This is a genomic window from Lewinellaceae bacterium (assembly GCA_020636135.1).
GTDB lineage: Bacteria > Bacteroidota > Bacteroidia > Chitinophagales > Saprospiraceae > JAGQXC01.
The window spans coordinates 1-25605 of sequence record JACJYK010000005.1 but is presented as its reverse complement, the minus strand read 5'-3'; the positions used below and the strand labels follow the sequence as shown (position 1 = coordinate 25605).

The following is a 25605-nucleotide window of genomic DNA, read 5'->3' as shown; positions in this document are numbered from 1 at the left end:
TATGTACTCACGCCTGATCCTCTGCATGAAGCTCAGATCCGTTTACTCCTGAGATTTGCTAACGTATTTAAATTGACCTACCGACGATTTCTGGATCTGCAAAACGCCGAAGCACAGGCCCGGGAGGCGCAAATTGAAACGGCTTTGGAGCGGGTGCGGGCCCATACGATGGCCATGCATCAAAGCAGTGAATTGTCTGCTACGGCGGTGATCCTTTTCAACCAGCTGCGAAGTCTGAATTTAATGCCGGAAAATATCAGGGTCTTTTTCAGTCTGATAGACACACAATCCGATTCGGCAGAAGTTTGGATGACCAGCAAGGATGGTCATTTTCGCCCGGGAAGTCATCGCATTCCCATGCTGAACGAAAAGGAGCTGGCACAAATTTATCAATTATGGAAGGACAAGGTGCCATTGCTCATAAGGGATCTGAGTGGCAAAAGACTGGAAGATTACCATCGTTTCCTTCGGACATTGCCCCATGTGACCCGGGATGATGGTTTTCGGGAAATGCTCGATCATCCTCCGGAGCGGTTTGTCCTTACGGAAGCCAGCCATCGTTTTGGTACCATTGGGATCACCAGTTTTGAGCCTTTGTCCGTTGAAGCGGGAAATTTACTTGTGCGTTTTTCCAAGGTCTTCGAGCAAACTTATACCCGATTTCTGGATCTTCAAAAAGCGGAGATCCAGGCCAGAGAAGCGCAGATCGAAGCGGCCCTGGAACGGGTGCGGGCAAAGACCATGGCCATGCACAACAGTGAGGAGGTCGGAGAAACCATTGTCCTGTTATTTGATGAATTAACCAGGCTGGGGTTAGAAAAACAAGCACGGTGCGGGATCGGGATTCTGGACGAGTCAAAATTTATGGAGTTATGGACGGCCTCTTTGCTGCAGGAGGGCCAGGTCAGGCTAAATATTGGACGAATTGACATGACCAAACATCCCTTGCTGACCGCGGGACGTGAAGCTTGGAAAAACGACCACTCAGATTTTATTTATGTCCTGGAGGGTGTAGACCTGATCCGGTATTTTTCGATCATCAATGATGAACCGGATTACACCTATCATATCGACCTGAACAATTTACCGGGCAAATTAATATTTAATGAATTTGTCTTTCCAAATGGCATGCTCTACGCGTTTACCCGGGATCCGTTATCGGAAGAGATGGTACGTATTTGTAGACGTTTTGCCACGGTTTTTGGCCAAACCTATCGCCGGTATAAGGACCTGATCCGGGTAGAAGAACAAGCACGGGAAGCACAAATACAACTCAGCCTTGAACGCGTGCGGGCTAGTTCTCTGGCGATGAAGCAAAGTGACGAATTGAGTGATACCGCGATGCTTATGGCACAGCAGATCCGTGATCTGGGCATTGCCGCATGGGGATGTGCCTTTCACATTTATGCGGATGATGATGAGGGGGATTATGAATGGTTCAGTAGCGAGGAGGGGCATCTCCCTTTCTACAAAACTCCCCGGGAAAAATTCTTTCTGCGCTATTATGAAATGCGTGAAAGCGGTGAGACTATTTACATACAACCATTTAGCGGCGAGGCCTGCAAAGCTCATTACGAGTACCTTCTGTCACTCCCGGTGGTCGGTGATGCCCTGGGCGCATTGCGGGATTCGGGGACGCCATTGCCCACCCATCAGATCGATCATGTGGTTTTTTTCCAGCACGGATATTTATTATTTATCACCTATGACCCGGTTCCCCAGGCGTACGACATCTTTCGTCGGTTTGCTGTGGAATTTGAACAGGCCTTTACCCGTTTTCTGGATTTAAAAAAGGTCGAAGAACAAGCCCGCGAAAAAGAGATCCAACTTGCGCTGGAACGGGTGAGGGCCCGCACCATGGCCATGCAGAAAAGTGATGAACTGGCCGAAGTGGTGCAGGAACTATTCCGTCAGATCAGACCGCTGGATCCCTCGGCCCAGTGGGGGTGCGCGATCTTGCTTGCGGACACAGTGCGGGAAGGATTTCACTTGTGGTTTTCGGTGCCAACGAATCCGCTATTGCCTGTCAGTGTTTTTATCCATCACCTGGATAATCAGGTGATCAATAAATGCTGGGAGGAATATCAAAAAGGTACGGATCAATTTAGGATTGAGTTAAAGGAAGATGAAAAGAAAAGCTGGGAGGATCACCTTTTCAGTACAACGGAAATGGGCAAATTGCCACCTGAAATGCAACAGGCGATCCGTGCTGAAAAATATGTGATGTTTTCTTATGCCTCGATGCGATTTGGCTTATTGGAAGCCATCAGCCATGTGCCGATCTCCGGAGAGCTCAATGAATTATTGCCCCGTTTTGCTAAAGTCTTCGAACAGACCTACACACGTTTTCAGGACCTCCAGAAGGCAGAAGCACAAGCCAGGGAGGCGCATATTGAAGCTGCGCTGGAAAGGGTCCGGTCCAGATCGATGGCCATGCACAAGAGCAAAGATTTAAGTGAAGTTGTAAAATTATTGTATAAAGAAACGGAAGCATTTGGAATATCAACATTTGGCATATCGATAGCTATTTTCCAGGAAGAAGATCATTCCGCCGAATATTGGTTTGCCGACAACCTGAATTCCAATTTACTCCGGAGCTACAAGGTGCCCGGTCCGGGACACCCTGTATTTCAGCAAGTTTGGAAGGACTGGAAACTTCATCTGCTCCAAAACAACATTTATCTTGAAGGAAGCGAAAAAAGTGATTACGATGACTGGATTTTAGGAGAAACGGAATTTTCAAAATTACCGGCAGAACTTAAGCAGGAGATAAAATCGCATGACACGGTTTGCTTCACATTTACCTATTTTAAGTATGGTTATTTTGAATCCGTCGATTTATCCGTTCCCCCGGAAGACAGCGCAAAAATATTGATTCGTTTTTCCAAGGTTTTTGAACAAACGTACACCCGATTTCTGGACCTGCAAAAAGCGGAAGCACAGGCGCGGGAGGCACAAATCGAAGCGGCCCTGGAGAAAGTCCGGAGCCGTACGATAGGTATGCGACATAGTGATGAATTAGCCGAAGCAGCCAGTTTGTTATTCCGGGAGGTACAGGCATTGGGAATTCCGGCATGGAGTTGTGGTTACAATATCCTGTCTGCAGACCAGTTGTCCTGCACCTCGATCATGAGCGCTGAGGGAGGATTGCAGGAACCTTTAGAAATACCGTTGACCGAGCATGAAAGTTTTTTGCCCTGGCGCAACGCTATTTTGAATAAGGATGATTTTTTAGTCTATCGGATGGAAGGGGAGGATTTGGAAGCGCATTACCGGTATATGCAATCCCTGCCGGGGTTTAAAGAGTTTGAGCGCTCCGGCATTGAGCTTCCTGCTTGTCAAATCAACCATCTGGTCCGTTTCAATCAGGGATTTTTATTATTTATTGCATCTGTAGAGATTCCTTCGGCTTATGATATCTTCAAGCGATTTGGTGTCGTATTTAAACAAACCTATACACGATTTCTTGACTTGCAAAAAGCGGAAGCCCAGGCAAGAGAATCAGAAATCCAACTGGCTCTGGAAAGGGTGCGCGCCCGGACCATGGCGATGCACCACAGTTTGGATCTCCGGGATGTCGTCTTTGTTTTGTTTCAACAAGTCAATGGGTTAAACATTGCTGATCTCGGATGTAACATCAATCTTTTTCATCCGGAAAACCGGATCATAGAAACCTGGCTAGCCGGAACAGACCAGGAACCCATACCCAAAAGTTACTTCATTCAGGTTGATCATCCTTACCTAACCCAAATGTGGTCCTCCTGGGAAAACCAAGGTCCTCCTTTCTTGATTTATTCTACGGGAGCCAGTCATGAATCCTACAAAAACCTCATCCTGGAGACCTGTTATCAAGACATGCCCGATGAGTTCAAGGCCTATGTAAGGGAAAACCCCGAAGCCTATCTGGTCCATTTCAATATGCCCTGCGGACAAATTCAGGCGGTATCGAGCAAAACGCTTTCGGAAGAAAGCATATCGGTCCTACAGCGTTTTGCGGCGGTATTTCAACAATCTTATACCCGTTTCCTTGATTTGAAGAATGCCGAAGCCCAGACACGGGAGGCAGAAATCCAACTGGCCTTGGAAAGAGTCCGGGCTCGCACGATGGCGATGCACCAAAGCGACGAATTGAGGTCTGTCATCCATACCATATTTGAGCAATTAAAAGCACTTGGTTTTGATGCAACTGCCTGCGGATTAACCTTATTCAATAAGGAAGACAAGTCCATGGAACTTTGGCTGGCAGGATTTGAGACCGATGCTTATCCTGAAAGCTATTTTGTGCCTTATTTTGACCATCCCCTCTACAATGCACAATATGGAGCATGGGCTGAAGGTCAGGCCTACCAGGTGTTTAAATTTGAAGGAGAGCTTAAAAAAAGTTATGATGATTTGATTTTTGAATTGGGTGGGTATAAAGATCTTCCTGCCTCCGCCAAAGAAGCAATAACATCCATAGAATCAGCCACCAATTGTACGGCATTCATGAAGTACGGTATGTTCGAGTCCGTGATGATTGGCGATAAAATGCTGACCGAACAACAAGCGGATACGCTGCAGCGATTAGCCAAAGTCTTCGAACAGACGTACACCCGTTTCCTCGACTTGCAAAAAGCGGAGGCACAGGCTCAGGAAGCGCAGATAGAAGCGGCATTGGAACGTGTACGCAGTCGAACCATGGCCATGCACCATAGTAATGAATTAAGTGAAGCTGCCATCGTGCTTTTTGATCAAATCAAACAATTGGGCATAGAAACATTTGCCAGTGGATTTAACATCTGGGATCATACACACGAAAATCTAACAGCATGGATGAGCAATGCGACTGGTTCCATCCAACCTCCATTTGTATTGCCAATAAATACGTACGACCAACACAAAAAAATACATAAGGCGTGGAAAAATAAGGAAGCATTTTTAGTGGACGATATTAAAGGGAAAGCAATGGTAAACCACTATCGGTTTCTCCGGTCATTCCCGGTGCTTGATGAATCCTTTAAGCAAGCTGAAACTGCCGGGATAAAATTACCTGATCGTCAGGTGCATAATATAGTCCCTTTTTCACAGGGTTATTTATTGTTCATTACGCTTGAACCAAGGCCAGAATTTAAAGACATCTTCCTCCGCTTTGGAAAAGTCTTCGAACAGACTTACACCCGCTTTCTGGACCTGCAAAAGGCGGAAAACCAGGCGAAGGAAGCCCAGATAGAAGCTGCACTGGAACGTGTTCGGGCAGAATCCATGGCCATGCATAAAAGTACGGGCCTCGAAGAAGTCGTCGCGGTCATGTTCAGAGAGTTGGACCGGTTGCAATTAAATGTACTCCGTTGTGGTATTGGCATTCTGAGTGAAAAAGAAAAAATAGCAGAAGTTTGGACGACAACCAGGACGGAAGCTGGCTATGAAGTCAATATATCCGGTAACGAATCCATGGAGATTCATCCCGTTTTGCAGGGCGCCTATGAAGCCTGGCAAAAGAAAGAGGATTTCTACTATACCTTTACCATCCCGGATCTGATAAAATACCATCAGGCGGTCAAGGATGCTGAATTCTATTTACCAGAACAGGCAGCGGAAGATTCGCAACAGTATTATTTCGCAACCTTTTTCCCTGCCGGGGGGCTTTATGCTTTTTCCGAGTCACCCATTGAGGTAGAAACAACGGGAGTCATTCGCCGGTTTGCCCGGACATTTCACATGGCATATCAACGGTATTTGGACCTGCAAAAGGCGGAGAATCAGGCCAGGGAAGCCCGGATCGAAGCCTCGCTGGAGCGCATACGATCCCGGACCATGGGTATGCAGCGGAGCAATGAACTGCAGGACGCTGCTTTTATGCTTTTCCAGCAGGTAGAAGGACTAGGCCTTCCGGTATTTGGTTGTGGATTCAATATCTGGGAAGAGGACCACAAAGCCGCTACAGCCTGGATGGGCGGTAAAGACCGCATACAGCCGCCCTTCAAAACGAACAGCTCAGAAGATGTATTCCTGCGTATTGCTCAAGCCGCTGCCAGGGGGGAATCTTTGTTTGTAGAAGAGCAGCGCGGTGCGGTATTGGATGCACATTACAAGTACATGTATTCGATTCCAACCTTTAAGGAAATTGTAGATAAGATGGCAGTTGCCGGCCAGTCGGTACCTACCTTCCAGATTATGCATTGTGCGTTTTTTTCCCAGGGTTACCTCATGTTCATCTCTTACGAGCCAGTCCCTGATGCCTACGATATTTTCCGGAGGTTAGCACGGGTCTTTGAACAGACATACACGCGCTTTCAGGATTTACGTAAAGCTGAAGCACAAACCTGGGAGGCCATCAGGCAAACCTCTCTAGACAGGATACGGGGTGAAATTGCTTCTATGCGTACGGCTGACGACCTGGAGCGTATTACCCCCTTGATCTGGAAAGAATTGATGGCGCTAGGTGTACCGTTCATCCGTTGTGGGGTCTTCATTATGGATGATGAAAATGAAATCATTCATAATTACCTTTCCACGCCGGATGGTAATGCCATTGCAACTTTTCATTTGCCTTTTTCCACGCCAGGATCTATGGCCAATATTCTGCTGCATTGGCAGAAAAAGCAAAAGCTGATTGATCACTGGGACAATCAGGCTATGCTGGATTTTGCTAATGTTTTGGTTGATCAGGGTATTTATACGTCAACGGAAGAGTACCTCCATACGTTGCCTTCCGGTGGGTTCTATTTGCATTTCTTACCCTTCAGTCAGGGCATGTTGTATGTGGGAAATACGGCTCTGTTATCCGGAGAGCAGATCGATTTGCTGCAATTGCTGGCAAAGGCTTTCTCTACGGCTTATGCACGCTACGAAGATTTCAACCGGCTGGAGGTGGCGAAAAACCAGGTTGATAAAACCTTGGTTGATCTGAAGCAGACGCAGCAGCAACTGATCCAGTCAGAGAAAATGGCTTCACTGGGAGAGCTTACCGCGGGTATCGCCCATGAGATCCAGAACCCCCTGAATTTTGTCAACAATTTTTCGGAAGTGAACCAGGAGTTGATTAGCGAGCTCAAAGAAGCTATTCAACGGAATGATCAGGAAGAAATAGAACATCTCGTACAGGATCTGCTGGACAATGAAGCAAAAGTTAACCAACACGGTAAACGTGCCGAAGGCATCGTCCGGAGTATGTTACAGCACAGTCGGACCAGTAGCGGCCAAAAGGTAGATACGGATATCAATGCACTTTGCGACGAGTATTTGCGTCTGGCTTATCACGGTTTCCGCGCTAAGGATAAGTCCTTCAATGCACAACTGGATACCGATTTTGATAGGCAATTGCCTCGATTAGAGGTCGTGGCTCAGGATATTGGCCGGGTACTGCTTAATCTGATCAACAATGCTTTTCAGGCCTGTGCAGAGCAAGACCGAAGTGAAGGTACGGACAGGGAGGCGAAGGCAGACCCTTTGTTCAAACCACTGGTGACTGTTTCCACAAAAAGGCTTGACGACGCCATCGAAATCCGCGTTTCGGACAATGGATCCGGAATCCCGGACTCCATCAAAGACAAGATCTTCCAACCCTTCTTTACGACCAAACCGACCGGACAGGGGACTGGCCTGGGATTGAGTTTGAGCTATGATATTGTAAAGGCGCATGGAGGTGATATTGAAGTGGACAGTGAGAGCGGGAAGGGAACAAAATTTATTGTCCGGCTGCCGGTGTAATTATTGAATATGAAAAAGTATTTAGCGATACCAGCGTTTCTGATAATTGCTTTTTTTGCCAAAGCACAGGTAAGCTTTCCCGATAGCTTGCGAAATGAATTGAACCTGGTATCCACCGATTCAGCCAGATGCTTGTTGAATAGACTATTAAGCGAGTATTACAGTGAGAAACAGCTGGATTCAGTCGTTTATTATGGCGAGCATGCTTTGGCCTTGGCCCGGGAAAATAATAAGCAATTGAACATTGCCGGTGCGTCCATTGCATGCGCTTTTTCATTGACTCAGGATGGCAAATATGGGAAAGCACTGAAGTACATTCTGGAAGCGTTGGATATAACTGAAAATGCTGCCTCCGAAAAAAGCGGATGGCTATTTTATGGAATGAATGCCAGAGAATACCGATTGAGATTGCTTGCATTTGCACACCATACCTATGCTTTGCTCCAGGGCAATATTGGCAATATTGACCAGGAATTATTTCACTACAAAGAAGAAATCCGTATCGCTGAGCAAGTTGACTCCGGCAGCACACAAGGCGCCTACATGAACCTGGGAAATACCTACAGCAGGCTGGGTAAGCCGGATTCTGCACTTTATTATGGATTCAAGTCTGATTCAATGGCCCGATCCTCGGGGGAATTGTACTACAGCGGATGGAACCTTTGCAATATCGGAAATGTGTATTTTAAAAGGAAAGATTATGACCGGGCTAAGAAATATTATTATCAGGCCTTTGAGCTTTCCAGAGAAAAAGGGAATGAGGGGTCTCTTTGGGCATCGTCCAACCGGCTTTTCCACCTTTATTCTGCTGAAAAAAATGCGGACTCAAGTCTTTATTTTGCAAAACTGACATTGAATTCCAAGATTTCAGATGAGGTTAATTATTTGACCCGGGCGTACGAAAATTTATTCGAAGCGTATGCTCTCAAAGGGCAACCCGACAGCTCTAATAAATACCTTGGCCTGGCATTTACCACCCGGGATTCCGCGTACAATAAGAAAATCGATAATTTGTCCGATTTCCAACAGCTTACCATGAATGAGCAACTTCGGCTGCGTGAACTGGAAAAAGAAAAAATAGAAAGTCAGGGAAGAGTAAGGACCTATTCCTTGCTGGCCGGGTTGGCAATATTTCTCATCATTGGTTTATTGCTGATCAGAAATAACCGGCAAAAAAGAAGATCAAACAAAATACTTGAAAATACCCTATCCAATCTAAAAGCCACTCAATCCCAATTAATCCAGTCTGAAAAAATGGCTTCACTGGGTGAGCTTACAGCGGGCATCGCCCATGAGATCCAGAATCCACTGAATTTTGTCAATAATTTCTCGGAGGTAAACAGGGAGCTGATTGATGAGATTATGGATGAATGGTCAAAGGGTAGGGGAGAAAGGGACGAAGTACTCGAAAAAGAATTATTGCTGGATATTCGGGCAAATGGAGAAAAGATCAACGAGCATGGCAAGCGGGCGGATGCTATTGTAAAAGCATGCTGCAGCATTCCCGTACCAGCAGCGGGGAGAAAGAATTGACCGATATTAATGCATTATGCGATGAATATTTACGACTGGCCTATCATGGGATGCGTGCCAGGGATAAGTCCTTCAATGCCCTACTTAAAACTGATTTTGATTCCGGTTTGCCAAAAATTAAAGTGGTTCCGCAAGATATTGGACGTGTTATTCGAATGTAATCAATAATGGATTTCCAGGCAATGCATGGTATGGAAAACCCGGTCATGAATCTTATCAACCAAACTGTTGAAAAACCAACTGGAACATCGTATCACAGACAACGGACCCGGTATCCCTGACTCCATCAAAGACAAGATCTTCCAGCCTTTCTTCACCACCAAGCCGACCGGTCAGGGAACAGGCCTGGGCTTGTCCCTAAGTTATGATTTAATCAACGGATATGGTGGCCAAATTATCGTCCAATCACAATTGAATCAAGGGAGTAATTTCATAATACAATTACCAATCCAGCTATGATTCGTATGAAGCAGCTAATTGCCATTTGTTTTGGAATTTTGAGCGGGATGGTAACCGCACAAAATGCTTTGATGTCAATCGATAGTCTTCATGTCAAACTTGAGCAGGTCAGCGATGTTAAAAAGAAAATTGCGCTTTTAATTCGGTATGCTTACCAACTGGATTCTGATCCACGCGCAGAGATTGATAGCGCAAGGATGCTGGCTCATAAAATCACCTTTACTGCTGGAGAGGTAAGATTGATGGCTGTCCAGGCCTCTTATTTACATACGCAGGGTGATTTGGCAGACGCCCTTCGGATTGGGTTTGCAGCATTGGAAATAGCACAGGAGAACCATTTGATTCTGGAAGTACCTATCGTCCTGACCGGATTAGGAAATACCTTTTGGGAAATGGGCGATTTTCAAAGGGCAATAGATTATTACAAGCGGGCTATTCCTTACCATCAGAAAATTCAACTCAACGATTTGACCGAAAGCCAGAAAAAAGAAAAATTATTTTGGTCTGAGAATGTAGGTTTTAACCCAGACGACGAGCGGATCCTGACTCAATTTAACCTGGGTTCGGCTTATATGTTCAATAATCAAAACGACTCTGCTTTCATGTTTCTCCAAAAAAGCTTTGATGAGACAAAATTGAACCACCGACTGTATGCGCCGGTCAGGATGTTTTATGGTGAGTTAATGATACGAATGGGTCAAATCGATAAGGGATTGGATTTTCTGCGTGAAAGCGCTCACTTTTTTGAAAATGGTAGCGATTCCTATTCGCTTTGCCAGAACTATCAATTTTTGGCCACCCATTATTATGATAGTCAAAAACCCGATTCTTGCATCATTTATGGACAACGTGCTCTTCAACATGCTCAACGGTCAAACTATGGAAAATTAATAAGGGAGTCAAGTGAATTACTGGCAATGGTATATGACCCTATTAATCTGGAAAAGGCGCTTTATTACCGGAAAATTTTCGATGAAATTAACGAAGTATTGTACGGTCCCAACAAAATTAAAGCACTGCAGGAAACCCTGGTGAACGCTCAGGAAAAGGCTCGAAAGTCAGAAGCTGCAATAATTGCATCTAAAAATCGACAACGGCTTAATTATTTGGTGACGGGTCTGCTGGCATTGATTGGATTATCCGTTTTTCTCTACCGGAATAATACGCAGCGTAAAAGGACGAATATTCATCTTGAACAAACGCTGGACCATTTAAGATCCACTCAGGCCCAGCTCATCCAGTCCGAAAAAATGGCCTCGTTGGGCGAACTCACTGCCGGTATCGCCCACGAAATTCAGAATCCTTTAAATTTTGTGAATAATTTTTCCGAAATCAATCAGGAATTATCCGGGGAATTGGAGGAAGAATTAATGGCAGGTAAAATCAATGATGCGATTTTGTTGTCGAAGGATTTAAAAGAAAATTCGAAAAAGATCAACGAGCATGGCAAGCGGGCGGATGCTATTGTAAAAAGCATGCTGCAGCATTCCCGTACCAGCAGTGGAGAAAAGGAGCTTACGGATATCAATGTACTTTGCGATGAATATTTACGACTGGCCTATCATGGGATGCGTGCCAGGGATAAGTCCTTCAATGCCCTACTTAAAACTGATTTTGATTCCGGTTTGCCAAAAATTAAAGTGGTTCCGCAAGATATTGGACGTGTTATTCTGAATGTAATCAATAATGGATTTCAGGCAATGCATGGTATGGAAAACCCGGTCTTGACCTTATCAACCAAACAGTTGAAAAACCAACTGGAAATACGTATCACAGACAATGGTCCCGGAATCCCGGACAGTATCAGGGACAAGATCTTCCAGCCATTCTTCACGACCAAGCCCACTGGGCAGGGAACGGGATTGGGTTTGAGTCTGGCCTATGATTTCGTGAAGGCACATGGAGGTGAAATCAAACTTAAGCGTAGCGAGGGTGAAACCGAGTTTATTATCTGTTTACCAATCGGTTGATCAGTTTTAATGATCAAAGCAATGATGAACCTATCCGGAATACATAAGGTGACTATGAATCGAATGGAAAAAACAATAGGCTGGCGTCTGTCTCTGATCCTGATGATCTTTACCCAAATTCTTCCGGCGCAGGGCAATCAATTTGAAGAGGTCGTACCACCGCAGGGTAGGGCCTTTCAGCACGTGACGGGAATTTCGCAGGCTCCGGATGGTAAAATGTGGTTTTCGACCAAAGCAGGTCTTTTTAGTTACGATGGACACGAAATGAAATCGTACCGTTACAGCCCTTTTGAACCGAACTCCATGTCCAGCGATCAGCTTGATGCCGTTTATGCCGGCCCTGATGGCCGGATCTGGATCGGGACCATTGGGAGCGGATTGGACTGTCTGGATCCGGAAACCGGAATTTTCTCCCATTTTCACTCCGATACCAATGAGGTGAACAGCCCGGCATCCGATCACATCCTTACGATTTGGGGAGACCGGGATGGAATACTCTGGTTAGGCACTAACAACGGATTGGACCGGCTGGACCCGGCCAGTCTGACATTTACCCACTTTCATACCATCGCGGGAGATTCGACCAGTCTCAGTTATAATGTAGTCGGGACACTCTTCGAAGATTCGCAGGGCACCCTCTGGGCAGGAACCGGCACCGTGTACGGTGAGCCGGATTTTTCTTTGGGAGGACTGAACCGCTTGGATAAGACAACCGGGACTTTTACCCGTTACAAAGCTAATATTCAGGATGAACATGCTCTGATCAACAACAAAGTCACCGCATTATTTGAGGACCATAAGGGTATCTTCTGGATTGGCACGGCAGGTGATGGCCTGCATTCCCTGGTCCGGTCGACCGGGGTGATAACCCGACATCTCATCGATCCGGATCATCCGGAAAATTTGAGCCGTCCACCGCTCAACAAAAAGTTTGAAAGCACTGACTTTATCACATTTATCCGGGAAGATACGGAAGGAGGATTTTGGATTGGAACCTCCGAATCCGGGCTGAACTATTACGATCCCGCAGAAATGCAGGTCCATCATCTGGAATCCGAAACACGTGAAAATGGCTATTCTGCCAGGACTACCTGGAAAGCGTATACCTCTCGAGAAGGTGTGCTATGGATCAGTTCTTTGAGCGGTGAACTATTCCGGGTTGACCCTCACCAGAAGATGATCCCACATTTTAAGACTTCCGGTGTGGAATGGGTACACGGATTTTACGATTGGCCAAACGGTGCATTATGGATTGCATCTGATGAACTATTTGTCCAAAATGATCCTCGCAAAGAATTGATAAATCGGATCAAAGCAGAATTAACTCAAATCCAGGAACCGTATCGGTATGTTTCACAAATACAACCTTATCAGAAGGAATTATGGGTGGTTGGAAGCAGCGGCCTGATCCGGTTAAATACCCAAACGGATGCATATACCCATTATTTTGGCAGAGGACCAGAGCGGGATTCGCTCACCAATCCTTTTATTTTTCAGGTTTATATTGAATCTGCACAGCAAATCTGGCTGGGTACGTTTAACGGACTCAATCTATTTAATCCGGAGAGCGGTAAGATTACCAGGTACTATATAAACCCGATGGATTTGAATTCCTTTTTTGGCATCAATTTCATCAATGCCTTGCTAAAAGACAGGGACAACCGATATTGGGTGGGTACCGCCGGAGGAGGAGGACTTTATTTGTTTGATCCGGTCAAGGGGACTTTTAAAAAATACCTGGATGCCTTCCGGGTAATAGTGATTTTTGAAGATTCCATAGGAACAATCTGATCCAATTGATGGGACCATCACTAGTTTGATCCCAATCTGATTCGTCTCCAGACCGGTGATAATTAAATTGTTTCAGAAGTAAACTCAATAATAGAGATCGGATCATTAATTCGTGTAAGGTACTGAAAAGGAATTAAAATGAATGATTCCCATTTGAATTTGATTCATGATTTTTAAAAAAATTACGGTGTTGGACGGTAGTTAAATTCTCAGCGTGCATATTGCCGGTCATACGAACAAATTGCATTGAGGAGCGTAATGCATATTATGCTCATCTCCGACTTTAAAATTAAACGTACGCTTCAAAACTTTTTCAGATACCACATTCTGAATTCGGAGATTCCGACGGAAAAGCAGGACAGAATTCATATCAGCAAACTTTCGTTAACCGGATTTAACTAGAAGAGCATTTTTCCATCGATTTATCCGTTGATTATTAACCAGAAAACCAGTAATTTAGTGATAGATGCACACCGGAGGAAATGGCAAGGAAACAGTGCCATTAATATAGTTTGCCTCCGAATAATTATCACTTTAAAGTAAAGGCTGCCAACGCTTATGGTATTCGACTGAGAAACAAAGTTTCCTGATTATCCACTCTGAAACCTGCGGGCTGATGCCCCATGCAATTTATTCTGATCGCTATTCTTCTTTCATCCATCGATACTTAAAGCGGAATGCGGTGATGGAGTGGAACGCAACAGGATCGAACTGGCCCAAGCTCGTGAAATTGAAAGGTTTATACCGAATTGTGCTGACCTAATCCCAGCCTTTCATCCATTCTGAAAATGGCTTCCAGAGAACTCACGGCCGGCATCGCAATGAGATTCAGAACCCACTGAATTTCCAGAATAATTTTTCTTGAAGTCAATCGAAGGATCTGAGAATTGAAGAAGAATTAAAAGGCGGGCAAAATCGATGATGCCATTTCCTTATCTAAGGATATTAAAGAAAATTCAGAGAAGATCAATCAGCATGGCAAGCGTGCGGAAGCCATTGTGAAAAGTATGCTGCAGCATTCTCGTACCAGCAGTGGAGAAAAAGAGCTTACGGATATCAATGCGTTGTGTGATGAATATTTATGGATTGGATATCACGGATTAAAAGGATGTTTAATGTGGTCAGGTTAAGCTGGAACTGGATGAGTCCTTGCCCAAATTAAATGTCGTTCCTCAGGACATCGGCCGGGTTATTCTGAATATCATTAATAATGCATTTCAGGCCGTTCAGAATGAGAAGAATCCAATCATATCTGTGTCAACCAAACAGCTAAATGAACATATTGAAATTCGCATTACCGACAACGGACCCGGTATCCCTGACTCCATCAAAGACAAGATCTTCCAGCCGTTCTTCACCACCAAGCCGACCGGGCAAGGGACGGGATTAGGACTCAGCCTGGCTTATGACATCGTGAAAGCGCATGGTGGTAAGTTGAAAATGGACACAAAAGAAGGTGAAGGGAGTGAGTTTATTATACAATTGCCAGTTTAATCAGAATAATGGTAGAGAAATTCATAACAATCGTATTTCTTTCTTTGATAGGGTGTGTCGGATTCACTCAAACCAGGGAGGCGATTGATAGCCTGCATCAACAAATGGCCATTGCCAAAGACGATACAAGCCGGATTAAAGCCCAGGCATTTTTATGCTTATTGTATCGTTTGGGAAATACGGACTCTTCAATTTATTATGGACAGCAGGCTTTGAAATCCGCTCAGCAAATTAATTATCCGGAAGGAGAAATATTGGCCTTAGGGTATATGAGTATTACTATGGAACAAATAGGAAACTTATCTAAGGCGCTTGAAATGGCATTTAAAGCATTACAGATTGCAAAAGCAAATAATTTGGAATGTGAAGCTGCCTTGAATGCCATCGGCGAAACTTACATTTTATTAAAGGACTACCCTAAAGCATTACGGTATTTGAATGAGCAAAAGTCAATTTGTGAGTCCAATGGCAATATAGAAGCATTGGCCTATGCCAAGAAAGACATCGCAGTAGTTTTTGAAGAAATGGATCAACTAGATTCGGCATGGTATTATGTGCAATTGGCTATCGATGATTTTCAAAAAACGGGTCGGGAAGAGCCGCAAACCTATCAAACCCTCGGAAACATAAAAATGAAATCGGGTAACAATGCTGAGGCATTGAATTTTTATCAAAGCGGACTTAAAATTGCAATTAATAATAATGAACGAAGAGCTTCAGCCGAGGCGTATAACAAAATCGCAACATTTTATAAAAAAATAAATCAACCAGATTCTGGTATTTATTATGCAAGAAAAGGCCTTGAGGAATCACAATTGATTTCCCAAAAGAAAACGCTCCAGGAAGCAGCTGCACTATTGTCAGAATTATATGAACAAAATGATACGAAAGAGTCACTGCGATATCTGAAAATAGCCGATGCTTACAAAGACAGTTTGTTTGGTGCAGGAAATCTGCAGGCCATCCAGGCATTGATTAATCAGCAAGAAGAACATCAGAAAGAAATTGAAGCTTCAAGAATCAGATATCAAAACAATTTAAGACAATATGTATTGATCGTTGGTCTGGGAATTCTACTTTTTGTGTCGGCGATCCTATATCGTAACAACAGGCAAAAACAAAAATCAAATAAAGTCTTAGCAACTGCACTTTCAAATTTAAGAGCAACACAAACTCAACTCATCCACTCCGAAAAAATGGCATCGTTGGGTGAATTAACCGCCGGTATCGCCCATGAGATTCAGAACCCGCTCAATTTTGTCAATAATTTTTCTGAGATCAATCAGGAATTATCCCAGGAGCTCGAGGAAGAGTTAAAGGTAGGTAAAATGGATGATGCCATTTCCTTATCGAAGGATATTAAAGAAAATTCAGAGAAGATCAGTCAGCATGGCAAACGTGCTGAAGCCATCGTAAAAAGCATGCTGCAACATTCCCGCACCAGCAGTGGAGAAAGAGAGCTCACAGATATCAATGCGTTGTGTGACGAATATTTGCGATTGGCCTATCATGGGTTTAGGGCAAAGGATAAAAGTTTTAATGCTTCGTATAGGCTGGAGCCGGATGAGTCCTGCTCAAATTAAGGATCGTTCCTCAGGACATTGGCAGGGTTTTGTTAAACATCATCAATAATGCATTTCAGGCAGTTCAGAATGAGAAGAACCCAATCATATCTGTATCTACGAAACAGCTTAATGAACAGATTGAGATTCGCATTACCGACAACGGCCCCGGTATTCCCGATTCCATCAAAGACAAGATCTTTCAGCCGTTTTTCACGACAAAGCCGACCGGACAGGGAACCGGACTGGGATTAAGTCTTTCATGATATTGTGAAGGCGCATGGCGGGACTATCCATGTCAATAGCAAGGAGGGGGAAGGCACTGAATTTGTCATTCAATTGCCGGTTGTCTGATTCGCAGAAAGAGAAAAGACAATCCTGTAAATAAAGTATGGCACTGAAAGGACTTGTTTGCAATACAAAATCCGTGCAATCATTAAATCCGTATAAACCTAAGATATTGACAATTTGCCGGTCAATGATGGTTGAGCTACAGGCTCCATCATCCATGATATATGGTAATTAGTTTTCGTGTTCCCATAATTCATTTTATCTTAATACCTACACACGGTAACAGTTACAGCTTGTCCGTGTGCATTTTACCGGAAACGTTGATAACCCCAATTAATGCCAGCCAATGGATCAGGGAACTGCACCTGAAAATGACCAGCCAAAACCGCAATCCCCGGGATCTGACCTCCGCCATCCGGGAGATTCAATCGATGCAACGGGCGCTGGATATCGAGACTGCCCTGGAACGCGTGCGTTCGAGAACCATGGCGATGCACCGAAGTAATGAGCTACACGAAGTGTCTGAATTGCTTTATGCGGAATTGAAGACTTTAGTCGATTTCAGTGATTTTACAAGCTGCGGTTATATTGAAGTAGATGAAGAAAACCATGTTCAGCATGCCTGGATGACAAGGCCAGATGGAACCTCCATTGGTGATCACGGTCTTCCTCTGAAGGGTGATCCGGTTATGAGTCCAGGGAAGGTCAGGGGAGTACATTTATTATTAAACTTTGATTATTCCGCAGGTGAATTTTTAAAACAAAGAAAATACGTGGCAAACGTTGAATTTAAAATCCTGAAAGCTTTCAGAATGAATGTCTTGCTAAGCATTTATTTTGGCTTCATCAGCATGCTTGCTGCTCAACCCTCCGTATTTGACCAATATTATTTGCATCAATGGGACACCGATAATGGAATGCCTGTTGACCTTGTTCTATCACTCTACCAATCCAAAGAAGGATTTATCTGGTTGCGCACCTACAATGGCCTCATTCGATTTGACGGGATGTCGTTCAAGATCTTTGATTCCAGAAATGTCCCTTTCTTAACCAGCGATAACATCTCGGGTATTCTCGAAGGTCCGGATAGCACCCTCTGGGTAACAAGCCCTTTCGATGGGTTATGGAGGTATAAGAACGGAAAGGTCGAACATGTACTCGGTGATTGCAATCCGGGATACAACCTGGATTGGATCACGGATTCGCAGGAATTGCTGTTCTCAAACATAGGTGATCAAATAAGCTTAATCCGGTATAACCCGAAAACCCATAAGCGAATAGATATTCCCGCGGCGATCGCTGACTCAACCATCGGAGCGTTAAAGATCAATGGTTCCTTGCAAAATTTTGGTACTACCGATCAACAAGGTTACGAGTGGTGGCTATGGAGAGGACAGGCATATCGGGCAAAAAACGGTCAACTGGAGGCCCTAAGAATTAACAGGGAATACAAGGATTTGTACTTTTTTGATATGATAGTAGACAGCAGGGACCGGATCTGGTTTACTTCAAACCGGGGCGTATTCACCTGGAATGGACAATCCATCGAGGCCTATCCCGGCATGGAGTCGGTTAAATCGCTTCCGGTAAGTGCTTTTTATGGTCAAAAATGGATACTGGAAGATCATCTGGGCGGGATTTGGGTGGTTTTGTTTTCCAACATTGCCTACCTGCCTCCCGGAAGCGATCACTTTGTCTTTCCTCCCGAAGGACATCCACTGCGCTTCATTACCTGTAACCAGCTTGCTGGAGGATCGCGAAGGTAATATCTGGTTTTCTTCCAATAACGGGGTGGCCCGGTTAAGCCCAAATTTATTTAAAACGTTTTCCAGGGCACAAGGTCTGCCAACACCCCAAGTGGAGGGGGTAGTACCGGTTGATAGTCAAAAATATATGATCAGTACCCTAAATGGCGGGCTGGTATGGAATGATAACGGCAAGATCCTTAGACCCTTTAAATTTAAAGAAGCCGCCTGGAATGATATAGGTTCCAATTATTACCAACTGTTTGAGGATTCAAATGGCGCGATCTGGGCCTGCGGCAGAACCGGGATATTCAGAATTACCAAAGATCATGAGGAGTGGTATGCCCGCAATATGCCGGTCCGCTACGGATTTGAAGACAACCATGGTCAACTTTGGTTTGGTGTTTATAATCACGGCATTGGATATCTGAATGCCCGGGGTGATTTGGATTTTTTGCAATTGATTCCATTAGCTTCGCATCAAGTACGGTGAGCTCTGTGCGCCGCCTGGATGATGGAGGCTGGGTGGTCACCTCCTTTAACCAGGGTTTGAAGCTGATCGATTCCACAGGGCAATTGGTTAAGCTGCAGGATGACAAAGGATTGTCCTCCACGGGTACTTTCTCCTCGTATGAGGAAAAAGGCGGAACTTTATGGATTTCTACCCAATCCGGTCTGTTCCGGCTCAGGGATGGTGTAGTCAGACGCCTGGGTCCGGAAAGTGGATTGCCGGCTACTTCCGTGTTTGATTTTCTCCCGGATAAGAATGGATACGTATGGTTGCCCAGCAATTTCGGGATCATCCGGGCCTCGAAAAAGGAGCTGGATGATTTGCTGGATGGTAAGGACGTACGAATCAATTGGCGCATTTTTGATGAGGGCGACGGAATGCGAACCCGTTCGTGCACCGGAGCCAGGCACAGCGCCATCATGCCGGATGGAACGATTCTGGTACCTACCCTGGACGGGCTGGTGGAAATAGATCCGGACCGCATGATCACCAACCAACAGCCACCTCCGGTAGTGATTCATCAGTTTCTCTGGGACGACCAGATCATTGATTTAGCCAAATCAGCGGTTTTGGAACCGGGAAATCACCGGTTCTTATTTGCTATAGCGGACTCAGCTTTAAGGCACCGGAAAAAGTGAAATTCCGTTTCCGGTTGATCGGATACGATGAAGATTGGATTGAAGCTTCCGGCGATCGGCGAGCCATCTATACCAACCTGCCTTTTGGGAAATACACGTTCCAGGTGATTGCGGCAAACAATGACGGCGTGTGGAATGAGGAGGGTGATGTTTATTCATTTACTATCATTCGTCCCTGGTGGCATACTTGGTGGGCTTATAGCCTGTATGGACTGGCATTGATTTTAAGTTTGGCCGCATTAGTTCAAACCCAGAAAAAGCGTCTGCTCCGTAATCAAGAGCAGATCGCAAAAGAGAAGGAACTCGAGCACGCCCGGGAAATCCAGCAGGCGTACACCGAACTCGAATCGGCTCACCAGAACCTGAAATCTACCCAATCCCAACTCATTCATTCCGAGAAAATGGCTTCTCTGGGAGAACTCACGGCCGGCATTGCGCACGAGATCCAGAATCCGCTGAATTTTGTCAATAATTTTTCGGAGGTCAATGCAGAATTGATTGAAGAACAAATCGAGGAGCTTGGGAAAGGAAATGTGGACAACGCCAAATCAATTGCCAATGAAATTGCAGGGAACGAGCAAAAAATAATCCATCATGGCAAGCGTGCCGATGCCATTGTCAAATCCATGTTGCAACATTCGCGCTCCAGCAGCGGAGAGAAGGAACTGACGGACATCAATGCATTGTGTGACGAATATTTACGGCTGGCTTATCATGGGATGCGCGCCAGGGACAAATCATTTAATGCAGCGCTTAAGACCGATTTTGATCCCCAATTGCCCGGGGTGGAAGTTGTTTCCCAGGATATCGGCCGGGTATTATTGAATATTATCAATAATGCATTTCAGGCGATGCAAGGTGTCAATAATCCCGTGATAAGTATTTCCACAAAAAGAAGGGATGAGCAAATTGAGATCCGAATCACCGACAACGGCCCCGGCATCCCCGACTCCATTAAAGACAAGATCTTCCAGCCTTTCTTCACCACCAAACCAACCGGGCAAGGCACCGGATTGGGATTGAGTTTAGCCTATGATATTATAAAGGCGCATGGAGGGGAAATGCTGATGGAATCGGAAGAAGGAAAAGGTACTGAATTCACGATCCGTTTGAACGTCCAATAACATGATCAAGATGAAAAGATATTCTCTAATCTATTTATATGTTCTTCTGGCACTCGTATCCTGCGATACCGGAAACAGGACCCCTCCCATTAGCCAAAATCCAGTGAGTTCTTTTGCTCCTCCGCTCATTACCCGCATTGCCGAACTGCCCGATTCCCTAAAACCGGTAATCACCGATCTTTCGAAAAAGCCGAAGCCCCAGCAAATACTGATTCCACGTCAAGGTGATCCTGCCAAATCATATACCACCCCCGATGGTCACATCATTGAGCTGAAGCCACCGGTCAAAAAATTGCTTCCGGCCTTCGCAAACCGGAAGGAAGAAATTGACCAATTAAAAGAAGAGAAATCATTTGATAGTGGAAAAGGTGGACAACCTTTTTATTTTAACTATACCACTGATGATGGTCTTGCTATGAACCAAATCAGGTGTGCGACAACCGATCAAAGGGGCCATTTGTGGATAGGAACCTGGGGCCAGGGCGTCAGCCGCTTTGATGGAAGGCATTTTACCAATTTTTCTGTAGCAAACGGATTGCCTGCAAACCTGATCTCTTCCATCCTGGAAGATCGTGCCGGCCGGATCTGGATCGGTACAGATGGCAGAGGCGTATGCCGTTACGATGGGTTGGAATTTACCACGATTGATATTGACAAGGGATTATCCAATTCTGTAGTGGATATAAAAGAAGGAAGATCCGGAAAATTGTGGGTCCTGACCCGGGCTAGTATGGCCATGCTTGACCCTGAGCAAAATCAGGTCAGGCTACTTGATAAGCAGGTCTATGGATTGCAAAATTCCACCATAACATGCCTGCAGGAAGACAAAACCGGACAACTCTGGATTGGCACAACCGAGGGGGTGGTGGTGTTGATCCTTGACGAACCGGAAAATAAAGGGCCTCACTGTAGCCAATGGGCTGGTGGATAATCACATCAACGAACTTTATGAAGACAAACAGGGAAATATCTGGATAGCTACCGAACATGGGATCAATTGTTATCTACTATCAGATCATGAAAAGATGGCCCATTATACTTCCCAATATCCCGCAGGAGATCAGAATGTACAAACGATACAGGAAGATGACAAGGGAAACCTGTGGTTTGGAACCAATATCGGGGCCGTTCAATGTTCTCTGGTCAATGGAGCCATTGAAAAAAACGCCCAATTTGATTTTCCTGAATTTGGCCGGTTACTGACCATCGATGATCAGGGTAAATTATGGATAGGAACCGGTAATTCAGGAGTCTTCTGTTTTGATCCACCGGTTTCGGCAAGGAGTGGCAGTTTCATAACCTATTCGAAAGCGCAGGGATTATTGCCGATGGATAGGGTTGCTAGTATTAACCAGGATGCAAAGGGAGACTATTGGTTCGGATCGTCAACGATTGTGCGATTCGACGGTGCTTCGGTGAGGGAATACACACCGGAACAAGGAATTCCGGGGTCGATCGTTTCTTTAATCAACCGGGAATCCTCCGGGAAGATCTGGTTCGGTGGTTGGTGGAGACAAAATTGGATTACGTGTTATGATCCGGTCACCCATGGCCTGGGCGAAAGCTTTACGACTTACACCACAGATCAAGGATTGCCCAATGCTTTGATCCCCTATTGTGTCACCGACCACCTCGGTCAGGTATGGTTTAGTACCTGGCAACATGGTGTCATACGTTACGATGGGAAAACCTTCACGAATTACGGTTACAGGATGGGTGGATACAGCATGGTTAAGGCCATGGTCGAAGATGACCAGGGTAATATGTGGTTTGGTACCGGGGGTGGGGGGATAATTTGTTACTCTCCTGCCAATGGAGGTGTATTCCTGTTCTATGCGGTTAAGCAGGGGCTGGCAAGTAGCCTGGTCAATAAAATAATAATAGACAGTCAGCAAAACCTCTGGGTCGCAACAGAAAAGGGACTGAATTTTATCCGTGCCGGAAATCTTGAAAAGATCAATACCGAAATGAACCGGTCATCCATTCAGTTCGAACCGTTAACAAATATATTACAAACCTTTACGACCGACGATGGCCTGCCTGATAATAACATCACCAACATGGTTGAACTTGGTCAGGGTAAGATTGCACTTGGCTGCAATCGGGGTTTGGTCCTGTTTACGATCCCGCAGGATACCGGTCAAAATTTGATGGAACTCCAGGATTTGGAAATATTCAATGTTCAATCGGGTTATCCGGTCCGCAATTTAGAGACCACGAGCAATAACAGCATGTTTGTTGACCAGGATGGGATTCTCTGGATGGCCACCAACAGTACAAAAACGCCACTGGTCCGGTTCGATTACAATGCTCTTCACCGGAACGATAAAAAGCCATCGGTAAGCATTCAGCAAATAAAAATCAATGAAGAAGCCATTTCCTGGCAGACCCTGGAGAATAAGCATGATCACAGCATAGTACAATCGGATTCGGTGTCTTCCTCCGAAATTCCGGATGAATTCATCATCTATGGCAAATCCCTGGATGAATCCGACCGGCAACATTTACGCCAAAAGTTTGAAGCGGTTAAATTCAATGGCATCCACCCATTTTTTCATGTACCGGAACACCTTGTTCTGCCTTTTAAATACAACCGCATCACCATTGAATATGGAACCAACGAACTGAACCGGCCTCAACTGGTGGAATACCAGTATAAACTGGATGGATACGATCAGGATTGGAGTCCGGTCCTTAAAAAGAGTAGTGCGACCTATGGGAACATCAGGGAAGGAACGTACACCTTTCAAGTAAAAGCGCGGTATACAGGTCCTGGGGTTGATGATGCGAATTCGTGGACCGATCCGGTCATGTACTCATTCGCGGTCCTTCCTCCATGGTACCGCAGCCGGCTGGCATACCTGGTCTATGTCTTTTTTTTCCTATTGGGGATTTGGCAGGTTCACCTTTTCCAGAGAAAAAGAACCCTCCGCGTAGAACGGGAAAAAGCTCAGGAACGGGAACTGGCGCAGGCCAGAGAAATCGAACAAGCCTACCATAAGCTGGAAGTTGCGCATGAAAGCCTGAAATCGACCCAATCGCAACTTATTCAGTCCGAAAAAATGGCCTCCTTGGGTGAGCTCACTGCTGGCATTGCCCATGAGATCCAGAATCCGCTGAATTTTGTGAATAATTTTTCAGAGGTCAATAAGGAATTAATTGAAGAGTTGAAAGAAGCCGTATCAAAAAATGATTCGGAAGAAATACAAATTATTCTGAAGGATTTGACGGATAATGAAGGTAAAGTAAATCAACACGGCAAGCGCGCCGATGCCATTGTCAAAAGCATGCTGCAACATTCCCGGGCCAGTACCGGAGAAAAAGAGCTTACGGATATTAATGCACTGTGTGATGAATATTTGCGCCTGGCTTATCATGGGCTTAGAGCCAAGGATAAATCATTTAATGCCGATTTCAGAACGGAATTAGATCCCGGCCTCCCGAAAATAAAGGTGATCAGCCAGGATATTGGCCGGGTCCTGCTCAACCTGATTAATAATGCATTTCAGGCTGTCAGTGATGTTAAAGATCCGCAAGTCCTGGTGTCAACCAAGCGACTTGAAGATGGGATTGAGATCCGGGTGATTGATAATGGCTCTGGCATCCCGGACAACATCAGGGACAAAATTTTTCAACCATTCTTCACCACCAAGCCAACCGGTCAGGGTACGGGGCTGGGGTTGAGTCTGAGCTATGATATTGTGAAGGCGCATGGAGGGGAGATTAGTTTTTCCAGCTTGCCAGTGGAGGGAACCCAATTTAAAATTTTATTACCGGCTTGAAAGACACGATGAGGAGCAATATACATTTGACGATTGGATTTCTTTTTTTGCTGCACCTTTCTTTCGGGCAGAATCTGGAAGGAGTAAAGCATATAGAGAGGGCAAAAACCGGACTAAAAACAGCTGAAGAAGACACCAACAAGGTATTTCTGTACGTAGACTTATGTATGGCCTATCAGTGGTACAACGAAGATTCCCTTCGATGGTACAGCGATTTAGGACTGAAATTGGCTCATAAATTAAATTTTCCTAGAGGTGAAATACGGCTTCTGGTTTCACAGTCTATCTCACTTAATTTTAAAGGAGATGCATCCAAAGCGCTACAGATCTTATTTGATGCGCTGAGAAAAGCCGAAGCATTCGATTTAAGGCAAGAGCAGGAAATCTGTCTTATGAATATTGGTGCCGGGTATTTCTTTCTTAACGATTTGACTAAATCCCAGGAATACCTTCGCCGGGCTAAAGTTATTGAAGACTCGCTTAGCCCTGCGACGGATGACCTGTATTGGAAATGGTACCTCTACCTCTGGCTGGGAAGCAATTTTTCCGATCTCAACCAATTGGATTCAGCCAGTTATTTTTTAAGTCTGGCGTATGAGGGAGTCCAGTCACCTGAATTCATTGATAAATTTAACCTGGTGCCTACCATCTCAATGTTTTATTCGGAACTATTAGGCAAAAAGGGAGAAAACGCTTCCGCACTCGGGTTGCTAAAACAGAGTTACGCTAATTTTAATCAATTTGATGATTACATCGGGTTAGCGGATGCCAGCGTATTTCTGGCGCGATTTTATGAAAAAACTGACCGGCCAGATTCATTGCTCTTTTATGCCGATATAGGCCTTCATGCTGCCCAGAAAAGTAACTACAAAGTAGGTATAATCAATGCCGGAAAACTTTTGGAAAAATATTATCTAAACAGGGATTTAAATCAGGCTTACCGGTACCTGAAGCTTACTTCGGAAGTGACGGACTCACTCTATGGTGCCGCTCAAATTAAAGAACTGCAGCGGGAG

11 protein-coding genes and 5 pseudogenes are annotated in these 25605 nt (G+C 45.0%); all 16 read left to right on the top strand.

All coding sequences use genetic code 11. The features are described 5' to 3' along the window. Window positions 1-72: 72 nt before the first annotated feature. On the top strand, window positions 73-7689 hold the full coding sequence (locus H6570_22535; GenBank protein MCB9322071.1) for a hypothetical protein: 7617 nt from the start codon (window positions 73-75) through the stop codon (window positions 7687-7689). A gap of 9 nt (window positions 7690-7698) precedes the next feature. Beyond that, window positions 7699-8439 (top strand): annotated as a pseudogene (locus tag H6570_22530) (tetratricopeptide repeat protein). A 285-nt stretch (window positions 8440-8724) separates the two neighbouring features. After that, window positions 8725-9383, top strand: a pseudogene (locus H6570_22525) (hypothetical protein). A 6-nt stretch (window positions 9384-9389) separates the two neighbouring features. Then, window positions 9390-9681 (top strand): annotated as a pseudogene (locus H6570_22520) (hypothetical protein). 5 nt (window positions 9682-9686) lie between these two features. Continuing rightward, complete coding sequence (locus tag H6570_22515) at window positions 9687-11651, top strand: GHKL domain-containing protein (protein MCB9322070.1); 1965 nt, start codon at window positions 9687-9689, stop codon at window positions 11649-11651. Between the two features lie 63 nt (window positions 11652-11714). Further along, entirely contained in the window at window positions 11715-13442 is a 1728-nt protein-coding gene (locus H6570_22510; GenBank protein ID MCB9322069.1) for a hypothetical protein, read from the top strand. A 788-nt stretch (window positions 13443-14230) separates the two neighbouring features. After that, window positions 14231-14936: pseudogene (locus H6570_22505) on the top strand (HAMP domain-containing histidine kinase). A 1157-nt stretch (window positions 14937-16093) separates the two neighbouring features. Then, window positions 16094-16519, top strand: a pseudogene (locus H6570_22500) (hypothetical protein). Between the two features lie 29 nt (window positions 16520-16548). Further along, window positions 16549-16764: a hypothetical protein gene (locus H6570_22495; protein MCB9322068.1), complete on the top strand. Its 216-nt coding sequence runs from the start codon at window positions 16549-16551 to the stop codon at window positions 16762-16764. Window positions 16765-17109: 345 nt separating this feature from the next. Next, window positions 17110-18555 (top strand): hypothetical protein, encoded by a 1446-nt coding sequence (locus H6570_22490; GenBank protein ID MCB9322067.1) that lies wholly within the window; start codon window positions 17110-17112, stop codon window positions 18553-18555. After that, window positions 18533-19027 carry a hypothetical protein gene (locus tag H6570_22485; protein ID MCB9322066.1) on the top strand — a complete coding sequence of 165 codons (495 nt, stop codon included), beginning with the start codon at window positions 18533-18535 and terminating at the stop codon, window positions 19025-19027. Before H6570_22490 ends, H6570_22485 begins: the two co-directional genes overlap by 23 nt. Further along, window positions 19024-19683, top strand: a complete 660-nt coding sequence (locus tag H6570_22480) for a hypothetical protein (protein MCB9322065.1) — start codon at window positions 19024-19026, stop codon at window positions 19681-19683. The genes H6570_22485 and H6570_22480 overlap by 4 nt, the downstream gene beginning before the upstream one ends. Window positions 19684-19748: 65 nt before the next feature. Continuing rightward, window positions 19749-20807 (top strand): GHKL domain-containing protein, encoded by a 1059-nt coding sequence (locus H6570_22475; protein ID MCB9322064.1) that lies wholly within the window; start codon window positions 19749-19751, stop codon window positions 20805-20807. Window positions 20808-20817: 10 nt separating this feature from the next. Further along, entirely contained in the window at window positions 20818-21738 is a 921-nt protein-coding gene (locus H6570_22470) for a hypothetical protein (protein MCB9322063.1), read from the top strand. Beyond that, window positions 21686-24589 (top strand): GHKL domain-containing protein, encoded by a 2904-nt coding sequence (locus H6570_22465; GenBank protein MCB9322062.1) that lies wholly within the window; start codon window positions 21686-21688, stop codon window positions 24587-24589. Before H6570_22470 ends, H6570_22465 begins: the two co-directional genes overlap by 53 nt. A gap of 8 nt (window positions 24590-24597) precedes the next feature. Next, window positions 24598-25605 (top strand): hypothetical protein (locus tag H6570_22460; protein MCB9322061.1); only part of this gene is annotated, 1008 nt, incomplete at its 3' end.